The sequence below is a fragment of the Pseudomaricurvus albidus genome (assembly GCF_018863235.1).
In the GTDB taxonomy this organism is placed as follows: domain Bacteria; phylum Pseudomonadota; class Gammaproteobacteria; order Pseudomonadales; family Cellvibrionaceae; genus Pseudomaricurvus; species Pseudomaricurvus albidus.
The window spans coordinates 67,950-84,062 of record NZ_JAHKRS010000011.1 but is presented as its reverse complement, the minus strand read 5'-3'; the positions used below and the strand labels follow the sequence as shown (position 1 = coordinate 84,062).

Sequence of the window (16,113 nt, the reverse complement as noted above, 5' to 3'; positions counted from 1 at the left end):
GGATTTACCCTTAATATGTATATGCATGTATTATGCGAATGAGATATTCATAGCAATCAAATGGATAACTCCATTGCGCCATTGCGTTGGAAATTTTGAATATTCTTTTGAACGTCTTGCCACCAGGGTTGTTGTGAAAGCAGGCTGCGCCATGCCTGAAAAGCGGGGTAGGGGGTGACATCCAGATCAATGGAATCCAGATGCATGACACTGGCCCCAATACTGAGGTCTGCGAGACTGAAATCGTCACCGTTAATACAACGATTCCGTTGTAGCTGTCGGTTTAAAACCGTGGCCAGTTCCTTAAATTTTCGACGGTTTCTGTCTTTTCTTCTGTCATCTCCGGGAAAACCCCAAAATGGAAAATAGAACTCATTGAGCAGCATGTTTCCTACTACAGAATCCCAACAACCGGTTTCCCAGAGTAACCAGCGCAAGAGACTGGCTTGTTGATCAGCACCGTAAGGCCAAAGCTCAGAGCTGAAGTAGTTGGCCAGATATTGTCCAATGGCATTGGACTCCCACAGGGTGAGATCATTATGAATGAGAACAGGGACTTTACCGTTAGGATTAAGTCTCTGAAAATGATCAGATTTGTGCTCCAGTTGTTCAAGTTCAACGGTCTTGACCTGAATATTTCGTAAATACTGCCGAATGCGTTCTGACTCATGCGACATATAGCTCATCACCAGCTGTAACTTTATCGGATTATGGGTCAGGGGATGAATAAACAGCGTCATAAAGTCTGTAATCGGAGGGAATCCTCTTTTTTGACTGTCACTGCTGTTTTTCTCGACGTGATTTTTTAATGTGTCTGACATGTAAACCTCCATCAATCAACTCAATATGTATATACATGTATTTTTAGTGGTTAATCACAACGTCATAATAATTCGTAGTTTAATCGGGTTTCATATAAAGACTATTTGTAAAGATACGCTATTGTACGTTGTCTTTTAACTCGACAATCGCGTCACCTACGGACAACAGTTTATCGACCAGTTCGTCACCCAAAGTGGCTTTCAGCTGTTGCTGGGTGTGACGCCAATCCTTTGAAGCACTTTTAAATAGAGCTTTACCTTCATCGGTTAATTGCAGGACCTTTTCTCTCTTGTCCCTGCCTGGTTGGGATTGGATATATCCATCTCTGATTAAGGGTTTGAGGTTGCGAGACAGGGTTGTCTGGTCGAGAACCAGTACCTCTTGCAAGCTTCTGTTGGTCGCTTCACCCATATAGTAAATCGCACGTAACATCGCAAACTGGGTGATTTTAATGCCCTGGCCATTCATGTCCTGGTCATAAATTTGGGTCAAGACCCTGTTGGCCTGACGTAACTTGAGCGCCAAACACGGTTCAATATGAGCATCAGAGGTAACTTTTTTCATAAAAACAATTAAACATGCATATACATTTAAATGCAAGAAAATTGTTTATTTTCAGTTAGTGGATGATGAGTTGCAGTCTATTCATTCAGGCTGATTTGTGACTTGTTACCAAAATCTGACGTCTGAATATACACCAACTTCAAATTAATCCATTTAGAGACAGGTTTAATATCCGCCTCAGATAATCTGAACTAGGCTTTGATGTATGAAAAAGATCCCAATACAAAAACTATCGATTAAGATCGCAATATTGATCCTGTCAATGTCACTGGGCCTCCAGGCTGAAGGGTCGGGCATGCACCTGTTTATCCTTTCCGGCCAGTCCAATATGTCGAAACTGGACGCAAAAGCTTCTTTCCTGCCAATCGTAGAGTCTGAATTTGGCGCTGATAAGGTTATTATCGTTAAAAGCGCCCGAGTTGGGCAGCCTATCAGGCGTTGGTATAAAGCCTGGACACTTGAGAGGGGAGTATCTCCTGAAGACACCGGTGATTTATATGATCGATTAATGGAAAAAGTCTATAAATCCATCAAGGGTAAGAAAATTAAGACAGTTTCGTTTATATGGATGCAAGGTGAACGGGATGCTCGAAAAAGGCACGGTGCAGTTTATGCGGAGAGTTTAAAAGGGCTTATTGAGCAACTCGCTCATGATTTGAATCGTAATGACATCACATTTGTCATTGGACGTCTCAGCGATTTTGATATGGAAAATAAAATATACCCTGACTGGACCACAGTACGTCGAGCTCAGGAGGAGGTGGCAGAGTCAAGCCCATTAGGAACCTGGATTGATACTGATTCTTACAATGATATGATCAGCTCCGATGGGAAGAAAACAAAAAACGGACTTCATTATTCCCCTGAAGGGTATATCAAGTTGGGTGAAGCCTTTGCTAGAGCAGCGATAGAACTTATACATGAGAACAAATCAGAAACTAACTAAGTACCAACAAACTCGTCAAGTTGAACTGTATCACTAGAAATTTAAGTCCGCTTTTAACATTTCAGACCTCAAGAACAGAGTACCGCCGAGCTGAAGTCAAAAGGATATTTGTGTAGAACGGGTCAACCAGTCTTTCACTGACTATGAGATGCAATTAAAGCTTACTGACAACTGTGACTTAAGTGCATTACCTGTCGGTATAGACTGGGTTTACATCTGAGGAGTTGTATCTTATGTCCTGGTGCAGCCTTAGGTAATCTCCTCTAGAATAGGGTAAACCTCCGACGGTACCCGCTATGCTCAACTGGATTTGGCTGTTTTTCTTTTTTTCTGCTTTTCTCAGTGCCATCAGCCAATTGCTCTTTCAGGGCAATACTGACATTTTCAATCTCCTCGTCGCCTCTCTGTTTGATATGGCGAAACTGTCTTTCGACATTGCATTGGGTCTGGTAGGCATCCTGACCCTTTGGATGGGTATTCTCAAAATTGGGGAACATGCCGGTCTGGTAGAAAAACTGTCACGATTACTGTCGCCACTCTTCGCACATTTGATGCCGGAGGTGCCCAGAAATCACCCCGCTCTGGGTCACATTTCGATGAACTTTGCAGCCAACATTATGGGGCTGGACAATGCTGCAACGCCTATTGGTATCAAGGCGATGCAAAGTCTACAGACGATTAATCCTGAGCGTGAGACAGCGTCTAATGCGCAAATTTTATTTTTAGTGCTTAACACGTCATCGCTTACGCTATTTCCAATAGCTATACTGATGTACCGTGCTCAGCAGGGCGCTCCTGATCCTGCAGTGGTCTTTCTGCCTATTCTGCTAGCAACCAGCGCATCCAGTATCGCAGGATTGTTGGCCGTTGCCTTTGTACAAAAGCTGAATATTTTTAACCGGGTCGTGCTTGGATATCTAGGTGTTATGGTAGCCGTGTTATTGTCTTTGGTGGCTTACCTTGCAAGTCTCAATCCAGATGAATTATCAAAAGTCTCATCCTTGATGGCAAACAGCCTGCTGTTCTCGGTTGTCATTCTATTCATGGCAATGGGCATACGTCGAAAAATCAATGTCTACGAAAGCTTTATCGAGGGTGCAAAAGAGGGTTTTCAGCTGGCAATCACGATATTGCCGTTCTTGCTGGCCATGCTCGTGGCCATAGGTGTCTTTCGGGCCAGTGGCATGCTGGATTATTGTCTGTCAGCATTGCGCTGGAGCTTTGACTGGCTGGGCATGGATACTCGCTTTGTGGATGCTCTTCCCACTGCGTTTATGAAACCGCTTAGTGGTTCCGGAGCCAGAGCCATGATGCTGGAAACCATGAACAATTACGGAGTTGATTCGTTTCCGGCACTTATAGCGGCAACTGTTCAGGGAAGTACAGAAACGACTTTTTATGTTTTAGCCGTGTATTTTGGTGCCGTTGGCATTAAACGAATCCGGCACGCGGCAACCTGCGGTTTGTTCGCTGACTTTGTCGGTATTGTGACGGCCATATTGGTGGGTTATTGGTTTTTTGGATGATGAATTGCCTGTTTTTCTAGCAAAGTTAAAAAATAATACTAGGCTTTAAACACCTGTTGGAATTTAATAAGGGGATATTTATATGGACTTTCAAATTTCAGGTATATTGGGCCTGCTGATTCTGATTGCGGATGTTTGGGCTATCATCAATATTGCGCAATCGTCAGCCAGTATGGTTGAAAAACTGATCTGGATATTGGTGGTGCTCTTATTGCCGGTACTTGGCTTGCTGATCTGGTTCTTTGCCGGGCCAAGAGGGCGAGGGGCTTAGCTTTTAATTCAGCTAAAACAAGCGTTCAAATGAACACTCTCCACAGAAAAATCCGCAGTCAGCGGATTTTTCTTTTCCGAAGTTTAAGTCTTCACGTCACTGTCAAGAAGGACAAAAAGTTGGTCCACCGCCCAAACAATCGACACCACAACTGGCATTCAACCAATCGCTTCCCCGCCAAATCTTGTCTTTGTGTTTAAACAAGTCTTTTGACCACTCATAGAACGGCAGTTGATACTGTTTCAAACTGTTAGCCGTATTCTCTGTCGCAAAAACATCACTGCACCAACCATTTTGAATTTCAGGTTCGTACTCAAGAATAACGTGCTGAAACCCAGCAGCGGTGTAAAAACGATATTGGCGAGTTAAAAGGGCGGTCAACTGGGTGTTAAGATTCATGCGATAGCTCCATTCAGCAAGAGACTCCTGAACTTTCTCTGGATTGCTCCAGAGATTTGGCTCATCAATGTGCTTCATGATGTTCAAAAACTGTCCTTGCACGATATCAAAGTTATTTTGATATTGACCAAACAAAACATCCGGATAGCGTTTTGTACTGTTCAAGTAAAAACGGGATCCCAAACCTATCACATCTCCCTCCAGAGCCTTAAGAATATGCTCCGGCAAGGTAGCCTCAATCCCCCAGGCCTCGCCCGCATCATTGACAAAACGATTATTCACTACAGCATTTGAACTGTCGATCACCACAGATATTTTGCTTCGTCGAGGATCTATGACTTTTGCGACTTCTGGTAATAAAGAGCCAATAGCTGCATAACCACCGGCACTTGCTCCAGAAACCAGCACCTTTTGGGGAAGAGGGGTTTTACGATACAAACGTTTCATCCATTCACCCACTGCACGAATATTGGCATACCCCCGGTGATGAACGGTATAAGTCGATGCGGGGTTGAAAGGATTTACATAGTGAGCATCTCGATTTCCCCAGCCAATGTCACCGGTACAATATGGTATATAAATTTTACTGGCGTCAGCATAAGGGTTGTTGGTACCAGCAGTTGTATCAAAAATGCCTCTAGCGTAATTCAGCATCTGGGCAGAAGATACCATGACAGGTGAATAGGTCGCTTCCCCTCCCGGGTTCAAGGCAGAACCACAGGTGTTATTTTCCCAGCAAGCGCCACCACCGGTGTGGAAAATAACAAGCTCATCAGTTTTCCCGGGCTGATAAAAAAACTTGAAACCTTCACCAATATTAAGGTCTGTCAAGGCACAGTTGGGAACAAGAGGATTTCCTGACTCATCAGTCTGGGTGTTTCCTGAAACATCGACAACTTCCCCTGCTTCATTGACCAGCCCCGCTTCCAACAGATTAACTTCTTGCCAGGGTTTTGCGGCTATAGCGTCATATGATGACAATGCAACAAGGCACAGCACCATGCAGCGTAGTTGAGTTAGCATATGGAACTCCTTTTCCTGTTCTCAAAAAACTAAGATGAAATACGATGATAAACGTGGTCTCAATAAATCAGTAATGCAGATCCACAAGGGTAATCTGAAAAAAAGAAATCAACCGATAAAACACTGGACAGCGGTATTTCAGATTTTCAAAAAACTATACTTGATAATTTCTAGACTTACGAGAGTTCATCTTGGATCTTAGTCCAATCCATGACGTTGTGAGGTGTTTTAATGGAACTTAATATCAAAACCTGACTCACTACAGATGATTTATCTGCCAAATATAGACACTGTCTATTTTGAAATGACATCGCCTTGAGACAAAATCGAAAAATCCGCAGGGCTTCAACACCAAATAGGAAACAGTAAGATTATCTGAGATTATTTTGCAGGTCACTCAGCATAAACCAGATGATTTAGCACCAGGGAAAAAAGCTCTGCCTGAGAAGTGACACCAAGCTTGCTGTAAATCCTTTTCCGATGACTGCGTTCCGTGTCAGGGGTTATTTTTAATTCTCTTGCGGAAAGCTTTGAACTCTTGCCCTTAAGTATTTGAGCAACCACCTCTTGTTCTCTTTCGGTCAGCAAAGATGCACCAAAAGCTTTCAAGCGCTCTTGCAACAAGCCGTGTCCAGGAAACCCCGGGGTTTTCTTCTCAATACTTGCATCATATTGTCGAGAACTTGATGACCTTAATTTCCCTTCATGTTGATGGATAGCAGTACGGAACATAGGTTCAATCAAATGAAGATAATGAACCTCCACAGGGCTGAACGGGATTGACAATTGCTGCCGTCCGAAACAGACCGCTACAGCCTTGGTTTCACTCAAATGTACAACAAAATTTGCTTCATCAGATAACCCGCAGTCCTGGTAGTAAGCTCTGGAAAAATCGCTGCCTTCCAGTTCATCGAGGCTGATGTCATCAATTCGAAAAAAGCCGTCAGGAAGCTCTTGCCAATTCTGGAAAAGCGGGCTTAATAAATAGGCTCCACTCATATAAATATCGTAAAAAGAGCTTCTTTCTCTGGGATGCAAAGCATCGTGAAGAACCACTGGCTGCTTTCCCGTTTCGAATTCCAACACAACCAGACTGTCCGTCGGTACCAACTGATTGATCACTTCGAGGAATCCGGTATAAAAAGTATCCGAATACAAACTTTGCATCAGTGATTGAGCTGCAGAAACCAGTGCATTTAAAAGCAGGGAATCAGGTGGCACCACAGAATGTGATTGCGTCTCAGATATAGGGTTACTCACAATAAGTCAGCTCTGTAAATGCCAGGAGGGGGGGGGGAATGTTAACCGCCAATACGATTGTGTACTCATTTTCCCCCATTTGGGGGGGCACAAACAACCCAATTTGGCCATTCTACAACGCACTGTGACTGCTTAATATTATATAAGGACATATATTCTATATTCAGACATAAACGCGAGAGTCACCAATATGAAGTATTCAAAGTTCACCGAGAAAATTGGCGGAGAAGGCGCAGAAGCATGGAATATCCATAATCGTGCTGTTATAAAAGCTGAACAGGGTGAAGATGTGATCCTCTTGTCCATGGGCGATCCGGATTTTGATACCCCCAGACCCGTCATAGAATCTGCTGTAAACGCCCTCAGAGAAGGCCATACCCACTATACCGAGTTCACCGGTGAAACAGCTCTGAGAAAGGTGATAGCTGCGCAGCACTCTCAAGAGACCGGATGCCAGATCGACGAAGAAAATGTGGTCATCCTCTCAGGGGCTCAGTGTGCTCTTTACTGTGCCATGCATTGTATTGTCGATGCAGGAGATGAAGTAATCGTACCAGAACCGGCGTACGTCACCTATGAAGCCGTAATCAGCGCCACAGGAGCAAAAAAAGTAGGCGTATCAATGCCTGCCGAGGAAGGATTCAGCTTATCTGCCAAAGCCATTCGCGACGCAGTGACAGACAAAACTCGAGCTATTTTACTGAATACACCTCACAATCCCACCGGCAGTGTTATCAGCTATGAATGTCTGAAAGAAATTGCCGAAATTGCAATAGAGTACGATCTGTGGGTGGTTTCTGATGAAGTCTACGCTTCATTGATGTTTGATAAACGCCATTGCAGCATTGCCGGTTTTGACGGGATGCAGGAAAGAACCATTGTAATAAACAGTGTCTCAAAATCACATGCCATGACGGGTTGGCGGGTTGGCTGGACTATCGGCCCTAAGGAATTAAGTGATCATCTTGCCAATATGAGCACCTGTATGCTTTATGGCTGTCCCACTTTTTCACAACTTGCTGTGGTTACCGCACTAACCGAAGAGCTTGATGAGCTTGAGACCATGAGGCTTGAGTATAAGGCGAGAAGAGATACCGTTTTTGAAGAGTTAAGCCAGGTTGAAGGGTTGGTATGTCACCTTCCTGAAGCCGGCATGTTTATGATGGTAGACATAAGAAAAACTGGCCTCTCTGCCGAACAGTTTGCTACAAAGTTACTTGACGAATACGGTGTTTCGGTTCTGGCCGGAGATGCATTTGGCCCGAGCGCTTCTGGACATATTCGATTAGGCTTGATTGCACACCAGGATGTCATGCGTGATGCCTGTGGACGCATTAAGCAGTGTTTCGAAAGCCTGCTTCAATAATTCAGAAAGAGTGAGAGCCATATAGGCTCTCACTCTTTCAATATCGGAACATCCGTTGTTTAGCTATCCCTCCGATTGTTGCATTTTTTGCAACCACATCCGATGAAACCGAATCCCTACCTGATCCCACGCTTGCACTAAATGGCCTTTGCTTGCTTCTGGTGATGTCCTTGTAAACTGTATCTTATCCAAAAGCTCAATATCTTGTTGATTCACTTCATTCAGTGCTGAAATCAGAGATTCTCTCTGGAGTGCAAATTCATCTTTCATTGCCTCCGGATTTGCTGCGTAAATTGTGAGAGTTTCCGTTGCATACTTCTCTGATTCAGGTCGGACAATAATTACCTGAACCCACACAGGATCAACAAACAATAACGTGTTCGGGAAGAGACAAAACCATTGCTGAGTACCTGCGTTCTTTTCGGTCAGGTGCTTGAAGTGAGGCAGAGGCTTGTCGGTTTTTGCGGGCTTGTCGCTAGCGCCGTTAGCCAGACGCAATCCAGTGATATTGTCTGAGAGAAACAGATCCTCTTGATCCAAAACTGACTCGACAGTGACAGCCTGAGAATGGACAAAAGGAACGTGATAACCATCAAGAAAGTTGTCAACTGCCAGTTTCCAGTTCGCGGAAGACTGATATTCTGTAGTGGACATCAATTTCAAACCACTGCTGTCGTACCCTTCGAGAAGCTGGTCAAGAGGTCTGATAAAGTCTTCAAACGGTTCTGCCTCCTCGGATAAATTGACAAAAATCGTATCCCACCACACTGCAGAGCGTACTTTGAGAAGCCCCTTGTCTTGTTTATCTTCAGCCGACAGGACCTGATCTTCTTTGCCATAATACTTAGGGGCACCTCGGAGACTGCCATCAATGCTGTAAGCCCAGCGGTGATAGGGACACACAAGGACTCGCTTACGACAGGGGCCATCAACCAGAGGTGCAGCCTTGTGGCGGCAGACATTATGAAAAACACCGATTTCATTATCGGCGCCGCGAATAATAATCAGACTGGCATCGCCAATTTTGACAGGCAAGATATCCCCAACCTCGGGGAGCTGTTGAGCACTGGCCAGGCTAACCCAGCCTTGACGAAAAACTGCGTCACACTCTTTTTCGAATATTTCTGGTGATTTGAACACATCAGGAGGCAGGCCATGCTCTTGTGTTTTCTCTTCGTCAATTTGTTTTACATCGATATACATACTGTTTCCTCAAATATGCTTAACCATCAATCTAATTGCATCGTTACTAAAATAACCAATGACCAATAATCACCAGAATAGGAAGAGCGATCACAGTTCTGATACAGAAAACTGCAATCAAATTCATTACGGAAATCGGAATTTTCGAGCGCATAATTAATAGAGCGGTCTCGGCAAAGAAAATAAGCTGAGTTACCGAAAGACCCGCCAACACAAAACGTGTTAACAAGGATTCACGCTCACCAGCAATAATGGCGGGTACAAACTGATCAAGTAAGCCAATAATTAAGCCTGGTGCAGCAGACGTGGCTTCAGGGACTTGCATCCAGGTAAGTAGATAAACAAAAGGGTAGGTGAGTGTCTGAAATATCGGCGTATGGTAGTAGAGCACCAATGCCAGAAACTCGATAGTCATCGCAGCAGGCATCATCATTATGAAGATATCTAGCATTGATCCCGCGCCTTTTTTTAAGGCAAGTAATGGATTGGATGATTTACTCGCAACATCGTAGGATTTCTTGCAAGCCCAGGAAAATGAAGAATGTTCCCCTTGCGCTTCTTCAAACAACTGCTTGCCTACTGGCGGGTAGTATTCATCGGGAATACGGTTCAAAGGGGGTAGCTTGGGTATGATAATCGCGCATAAAACACAGATAAAAGCCATTGAGCCATAGAGCTGAAAAAAGTACTCCGAAAGCCCAGCCACCTGAGACGTTAAAAGAACGAAAGGCAGTGAGACAACCGAAAAACTGGTTGCCAGAGCAGCAGACTCTCTGGCGGTATAATAGCCCCGCTCATATTGATAGCTGGTCATTAGAACAGCAATGCTGGATGATCCTACCCATGACGCCAAAGTATCCACCGTTGACCTGCCAGGCAGGTTGAACAGTTTACGAAAATATGGACGCATCAACGTACCAATAAAATCAAGCAAACCGTAATCGGTCAAGAAGGGCAGAAATAAACAGCCGAGGCCGATAATCAGATATATGGCACCGGCAACATCGATATAAGCGGTAATCCCAGTGTCTTTTCCTATGATCCATTCAGGCCCCAGGTTGAACAGCAGCATAGTGGAGACAATACCCCCCAGACTGGATAGAACAACCCAGGCCCAGTGAGATGCAATCAGGTAATTGGAAAATGGCAGCTTTTTTGCCGCTTTAGAAGGTAACAGATAATACACTAACGAAATCAAGGAACTGATAATAAACATGGGCAGCGTAAAAAAAGCCATATTATCGCCAATGCTTTTATTAATCAGATTCGTCAAAATTCCCATCAGGATGGTCCATGTACCATCGTAATGAATGGGCATTAAGAAGAAAACTATGCCCAGCAACGAGCACAGAAACAATTTCAGTAAAATGACTACTTGAGGTTTGGATTTTTCTGCTGTCATTGTGGTAGTCGTCATGTTTAATATCACTCCTTAACCGGTGTCAGTGCGTGACCTGTCGTCAATGTTGCGATGACATTGTTCGCCACCAACTGAGTCATATCCGTATATGCCCGATCCTCAAAGTTCGCAAAATGAGAGGTCAAGGCAATATTTTCAGCTGTTATTTTATTAACAGCGTTACCATAGACATCCAGACCGGCTCCATGCAGAGTTCCGGCATTGAGACGATCAACAAGGGCTTCTTCATCAACGAGTTCACTTCGGGCAGTGTTGATAAAGGTCGCATGATCTTGCATAAGGTTGATCATCTCAGCGCTTAGCAATCCGTGACTCTCTTTGCTCAGGGGCATATTCACAACAATAAAGTCACTGGTTTTCATTAAGTCACTCAGGCTGACCTGACGGGCACCCAGTGAAGACTCTAATTCAGGCTTTGACAATAAATCGTAGTATTGAATTTGATTATCGAATCCCAAATGCATCGTTTTAGCCACTCGTGATCCAATACGGCCCATACCAACAACGCCTGTTACCTTCTCTCGAACAGAAGTGGCTGTGGGTCGTAGAAAAGAGGGGTCTGGGTCATGGTCCATTGATTTTCTTTCCAGGTGTAATGCCGGAATACGACGAGCAATGGCAAGTAACATGGCAACAGTAGCCTCTGCAGTGGCTTCAAAAGCTTCTTCAGTTGGGGTATTGGTTACTGTAATACCGCGTTTGGTCGCTGCCGCAACATCAATATTTGAGTACCCAATTCCCATATTTGAGATGACTTTTAATTTTGCAGATGCCAACTCAAGCAGTGATTCGTCAATACGATCCTCGGTGTGGGTCAATAGAGCGTCGACCTCGGAAATCTTCTGTTTGAGAATGTGCTCAGGGCATACAGAAGGCTCCGAACGGACTTCGACTTCAATGCCTTCAGCCAGTAACATCTCTGTCAGAAGAGGTGTGTTATAAGTGGGTCGGGTAAGAAATGCTTTCAACATAGAATTTGGTCTTTTCATTGGTCGGCAATACTGACGCCCGTATTACTAAGGGTGGCTGAATATCATTTCTGGGCTAATGATTTACCAGGGGTATCCTGAAACCAGACCTGCCTCAGACACATTGATCAAAAAAGGGCCCTCACATTCAGCGGCTTCTTTCAGGCAATCTTCAAACTCAGGAAGGCTGTTTGCATTTCTGCCTGGCATACCACAGGCCTGAGCCAAAGCCGCATAATCGGGGGTATGAATATTGACTCCAATTTGAGGGATGTGTTTGTCATCCATAAATCGACGAATTTCACCGTGCCCCTGATTATTCCAAACCAAAAATATGACTGGAATGTTTGCTTCCACCGCGCTGCTGAGTTCATTAACACTAAACTGACCACCGCCATCACCGGTAAGGCAAATCACAGGCGTATCAGGCAAACCTAATTTGGCCCCTTGAGACGCAGGAAAGGCATAGCCGAGTGTTCCAAATCCAGTCGCCGAGTGAAAGTATTTACCAGGGACTTCACAGTCGTAATGAACCTGAGCGAAATATGCCGGCTGAGTGGAGTCGCCAACAATGGTTGCCGTTGGCAGTACCTTGTCTATGACGGAGAAAAAAGCGTGGTATTCTGGGTTTCTAAGATCGACCTGTCCCTGCCTTAAGGTAGCGGCTCGTTGTTCGCCTTTATTGGTTTCAAGATCATCGTGAGCCTCAAGTACGTTTAAAAGACTGGTGCAAGTCTGATCAGCATCACCCAATAGCGGAATATCTGCTTTAACGTTTCGGCATAACTGAGCCGCATCAATATCAATACGAATTACTGTTCCCGCGATGTTCAGGTCGCCAAGAAAAAAGAAATCATAATCGGTTTCAGAAAATTCAGTGCCAATTGCCAAAATGACGTCTGCATTTTGTTCAAGTTCTTCGCGGAGGTGTTTAAGCGAAGGAGAACCACCGACAGACAAAGGGTGTGAAGCAGGTATTACCCCCTTGCCATTATTGGTATTGATCACTGGCATACCCAGTTTCTCAGCCAGAGTCTTTACGGAGTCAGAGGCTTTTTTAGCGCCGCCACCAAGTACCATAAGCGGGCGTTTGGCTTGCTTCAGTACCTGAGCCGCGCGTTCAACGGATTGAGGGGCGGCTACTGATGCCTCTACAATTGGCCATGCACTGCTGTCTATCGCACTCGCATCCTGAATCATCACATCCAGAGGAATCTCAATATGTACAGGCCCTGGCCGCTGGCTGTTGAAAATACTAAATGCACGGGCCATGACTTTAGGCAGATTTTTAACATCCATCAGTGTATGGCTGTATCGAGTAACCTGGGATGTCAATGCTAATTGATTCGGCAGTTCGTGCAGTCTGCCTTCTCCCATGGCAAGATCCGATCTGCCATTGACCGCGGAGATTACCAGCATTGGAATGGAATCCTGCATGGCCTGTCCCATCGCCGTTACAATATTGGTCATACCCGGTCCGGTAATGATAAAGCACACTCCGGGTTTGCCGGTCGCTCTTGCATAGCCGTCCGCCATAAAACCGGCTCCCTGTTCATGACGTGGCGTTATGTGGCGAAGTCCACTTTCCTCAATACCACGGTACATCTCGACACTATGAACACCGGGAATGCCAAAAATGGTATCTACACCATAACTTTTCAGAATTTGAGGGATTAATGCTCCACAGTTCATCATGTATCAGGACTCCTGTAGCTCTGCAGCAATATTTACTTCCGATGCCCGTTTCCAAAGTCTTTCTGCAACACCCTTAAGGATCAGGGCTTCCTGCCAGCGATCGCTGAGTTCATGGCCGTCAGCACCTGTAATGGCATAAGGCGGCGGCCCCAATTCGCACACAAATACACACTCGGCATTAGCATCGGATTGGTGACGTGATTGCCAGCTCCTGAAACCTTCCAGCCACCAGCTCTGGAACAACTCAAACCAGGGCTGATTTTGAGGAAATCCCAATGGCACCTGAGCTTGCTCACGGGTTCCAACGCGACCATGAAAAGCCTGAGTTCGTTGCAAAAAACGGGAAACCAGCGCACTCGCTTCTTCAGAAATAGGCAGATACCACTCTTGATTCACGAGTGCATGAGAAAGATCAGCAACCATGGATAGCTCCTGTACTTCCTCCATCAGTTGCAGCGTAAAGTGAAAATCATTTGTCATGCAATTACGGTGAACCTCGACGTATGTTGCAATCTCCGCGGCTTTTCCGATGTTAAGCCACTCCTGTGTTTGCGCAGCGACCTTTTGAACATCCCATGGCTGGATCTGCCCAATCAAACCAATAAACTCCGGTGGGCATTCCAGCTCACTGGCCCAATTGATAATTGCCTGATAACTCTCGGAACTGTCTACGAATGCATTAAAAGCCGATTTCAACCCATATTCTTTCAGGAATGGCTGTGCTGCTTGCACAAAGGCCTGATTATGATGGGGCACATCAAAACTGACACCAGAAAATCCGGCTTCTGCAATTTTTTTCAGTTTTTGCTCAAGAGTCCATTGAAATCCATCCGGGCGGTCGAATTCCATACCCCACATGGACTGGAATATTTTCAATTGTTTCATAATAATCCTAGTGTATTGACGATCTACGTCAGATGTTTATGCCTGCTTTTACAAACATCTCTTTGAGAGGTGAAATTTGATTTTCGAAATTCTTCCAGTGATCTATGGAATTTCGGTACATAGGCTGTCTGACCTGACTGGCGCTGGCAGTAAGACTGGCAGCGGTATTTTTATGGAAATCAAAACAGGCTGATTCCACAGGCAGTTCACAAAAATCCAACATATTGGATATTTCAGTTTTTGGATCTTCAACTAATTCTTCATATTTGACTTGATGAATCTTGCCGGGGAAACATTCAACCCAGGCATCCATCATCTTTTGATGAGCAATCATGTATTGCCCAAGTTCATTCAAGTCGTAGGAATATCCGTAGCCATGGTTGAAAAGCATCTTGAAATTACTCCAGGCTGCATCCATGGAGTTCCGGTTCAGATGGATAATTCTGGCATCGGGAAATGCTGAAAGAATAAAGCCCATGAACAGAGCGTTATAAGGTAATTTATCCAAAAAACGGGATGTATTTGCATTCTGCCCCAGACGATCCAGACTCAACTTCAGGTATCTGTCACGAATCAATTTGAGCTGTTCAGGCTTGATACTTCGACAGTTTTTAATAGAGATTCCAAAGGGATCAGAAAAACAATCAAGTCCAGATGCTTCCAGCATCGCCAGAGGAAAGCTGTTAAGCTCACCACCACTGACCACATCTGAATGACTACTGATAATGCGTTCTACCAAAGTTGTTCCTGTTCGTGGTAAACCAGTCACAAAAACAGGAGTAGGTGAAGAAGATCCGCTCTCGTACTTCAAGCCAGGAAAACCTTCAAACATCGACGGCAACTCACGCATCAGCTCAATGTCTTTTTCCAGATCATAATGGCTGTTTTGACGTTTTAGCGTCGCAGCCTGGATATAGGCATCGAAAGCCTGGTCGTAATTTTTGCTGTCTTCGTAGTATTTCCCTTTTGCATAACCCAGCTGAACTTGCGCTCTCCAGTCTTCCGGGTTTCTTTGAATGCAGTTTTCAATGAGCTCAAGCATTGGCTCAGTAGGGGAATAAGAACGAAGCTGCATCACATTATGGCAAGCTTCAAAATCCGAAGGCTGCTGTTTAAGCAGGTGCCGATAATCATCTTCCGCACCGGTATTGTCTCCAGTGAAACGCCGAACGGCCGCTCTGTTATATAAACTGGCGATATGTTGTGGATCAACATCGATCGCATGGTTGTAACACTCCAGCGCCTCGTCCAGGAGATTTGCTTCGAACAATAAGGTTCCTAACTGACTGAGTTGATCCGCATCTTCTGTTGCCTGTTGTTGTGCATAACCCAAAGCTTTACGGGCTTGCCCCCACTCCTGACTCACCAGATAGCAACGGGAGAGCTGCATAAAACACTCAGGATCAGACCTGTCACTGTCTATGGCACGTAATGCAGCATTAACAGCCATGGGCAACTTTTTGAGCGCCAGACTTACCTTAGATAAAAGAATCCATCCTTCACTTAACTCAGGATAATGTTTCGCCAAATGTACACAGGCGGTTGCTGCTTCATCCAGACGCCCAGAATTGAGAAAGTTTCGAGCGTTTTCGAGTAATTCAGACAGCGCTTTGTCCGTTTTGGGGGGAGAGTATGAATTCATAACAGGCTCGCCAGGCTGCAATGTTTGATAAGAGTCGATTGAGCTTAACATAGATATAGACTCTGCCTTTTGCCCATACTGGCTGGATAAGGAATGATACACAGAATACAGAGGGAGATTAAA

14 protein-coding genes are annotated in these 16,113 nt (G+C 44.9%); 4 read left to right on the top strand and 10 right to left on the bottom strand.

What is annotated here, in order from left to right:
* Positions 1–56: 56 nt before the first annotated feature.
* Both KOI40_RS16020 and KOI40_RS16015 read right to left on the bottom strand, forming a co-directional pair.
* Positions 57–821 carry a glutathione S-transferase family protein gene (locus tag KOI40_RS16020; RefSeq protein WP_216098553.1) on the bottom strand — a complete coding sequence of 255 codons (765 nt, stop codon included), beginning with the start codon at positions 819–821 and terminating at the stop codon, positions 57–59.
* A 118-nt stretch (positions 822–939) separates the two neighbouring features.
* Positions 940–1,386: a MarR family winged helix-turn-helix transcriptional regulator gene (locus KOI40_RS16015; protein WP_216098552.1), complete on the bottom strand. Its 447-nt coding sequence runs from the start codon at positions 1,384–1,386 to the stop codon at positions 940–942.
* A 205-nt stretch (positions 1,387–1,591) separates the two neighbouring features.
* Here KOI40_RS16015 and KOI40_RS16010 point away from each other — a divergent pair, with 205 nt between their 5' ends.
* The 3 genes from KOI40_RS16010 (at position 1,592) to KOI40_RS16000 (ending at position 4,129) form a co-directional block, all read left to right on the top strand.
* Positions 1,592–2,332 (top strand): sialate O-acetylesterase, encoded by a 741-nt coding sequence (locus KOI40_RS16010; protein ID WP_216098551.1) that lies wholly within the window; start codon positions 1,592–1,594, stop codon positions 2,330–2,332.
* A 296-nt stretch (positions 2,333–2,628) separates the two neighbouring features.
* Positions 2,629–3,858 (top strand): nucleoside recognition domain-containing protein, encoded by a 1,230-nt coding sequence (locus tag KOI40_RS16005; protein WP_216098550.1) that lies wholly within the window; start codon positions 2,629–2,631, stop codon positions 3,856–3,858.
* A gap of 82 nt (positions 3,859–3,940) precedes the next feature.
* Positions 3,941–4,129 (top strand): PLDc N-terminal domain-containing protein, encoded by a 189-nt coding sequence (locus KOI40_RS16000; RefSeq protein ID WP_216098549.1) that lies wholly within the window; start codon positions 3,941–3,943, stop codon positions 4,127–4,129.
* 102 nt (positions 4,130–4,231) lie between these two features.
* On the opposite strand, the gene KOI40_RS15995 is transcribed toward KOI40_RS16000, so the two are convergent.
* Positions 4,232–5,551, bottom strand: a complete 1,320-nt coding sequence (locus KOI40_RS15995; RefSeq protein WP_216098548.1) for a pectin acetylesterase-family hydrolase — start codon at positions 5,549–5,551, stop codon at positions 4,232–4,234.
* Positions 5,552–5,944: 393 nt separating this feature from the next.
* Positions 5,945–6,811: a response regulator transcription factor gene (locus KOI40_RS18930; protein WP_216098547.1), complete on the bottom strand. Its 867-nt coding sequence runs from the start codon at positions 6,809–6,811 to the stop codon at positions 5,945–5,947.
* 190 nt (positions 6,812–7,001) lie between these two features.
* On the opposite strand from KOI40_RS18930, the gene KOI40_RS15985 reads away from it, so the two are divergent.
* The gene (locus KOI40_RS15985; protein ID WP_216098546.1) at positions 7,002–8,177 is read left to right on the top strand and encodes a pyridoxal phosphate-dependent aminotransferase; all 1,176 of its coding nucleotides are present in this window, start codon (positions 7,002–7,004) and stop codon (positions 8,175–8,177) included.
* Positions 8,178–8,240: 63 nt separating this feature from the next.
* Here the strand turns inward: KOI40_RS15985 and KOI40_RS15980 are convergent, their stop codons facing one another.
* The 6 genes from KOI40_RS15980 to KOI40_RS15955 form a co-directional block, all read right to left on the bottom strand.
* The gene (locus KOI40_RS15980; RefSeq protein ID WP_216098545.1) at positions 8,241–9,380 is read right to left on the bottom strand and encodes an aromatic ring-hydroxylating oxygenase subunit alpha; all 1,140 of its coding nucleotides are present in this window, start codon (positions 9,378–9,380) and stop codon (positions 8,241–8,243) included.
* Between the two features lie 46 nt (positions 9,381–9,426).
* Positions 9,427–10,797: a YjiH family protein gene (locus KOI40_RS15975; protein ID WP_216098544.1), complete on the bottom strand. Its 1,371-nt coding sequence runs from the start codon at positions 10,795–10,797 to the stop codon at positions 9,427–9,429.
* Positions 10,798–10,805: 8 nt separating this feature from the next.
* Positions 10,806–11,771, bottom strand: coding sequence for an NAD(P)-dependent oxidoreductase (locus KOI40_RS15970; protein ID WP_216098543.1), 966 nt, complete (start codon positions 11,769–11,771; stop codon positions 10,806–10,808).
* An 81-nt stretch (positions 11,772–11,852) separates the two neighbouring features.
* Positions 11,853–13,463 (bottom strand): 5-guanidino-2-oxopentanoate decarboxylase, encoded by a 1,611-nt coding sequence (locus tag KOI40_RS15965; protein ID WP_216098542.1) that lies wholly within the window; start codon positions 13,461–13,463, stop codon positions 11,853–11,855.
* A gap of 3 nt (positions 13,464–13,466) precedes the next feature.
* Entirely contained in the window at positions 13,467–14,348 is an 882-nt protein-coding gene (locus KOI40_RS15960; RefSeq protein WP_216098541.1) for a sugar phosphate isomerase/epimerase family protein, read from the bottom strand.
* Positions 14,349–14,376: 28 nt separating this feature from the next.
* Positions 14,377–16,041, bottom strand: a complete 1,665-nt coding sequence (locus KOI40_RS15955; protein ID WP_216098540.1) for a tetratricopeptide repeat-containing sulfotransferase family protein — start codon at positions 16,039–16,041, stop codon at positions 14,377–14,379.
* Positions 16,042–16,113 lie beyond the last annotated feature (72 nt).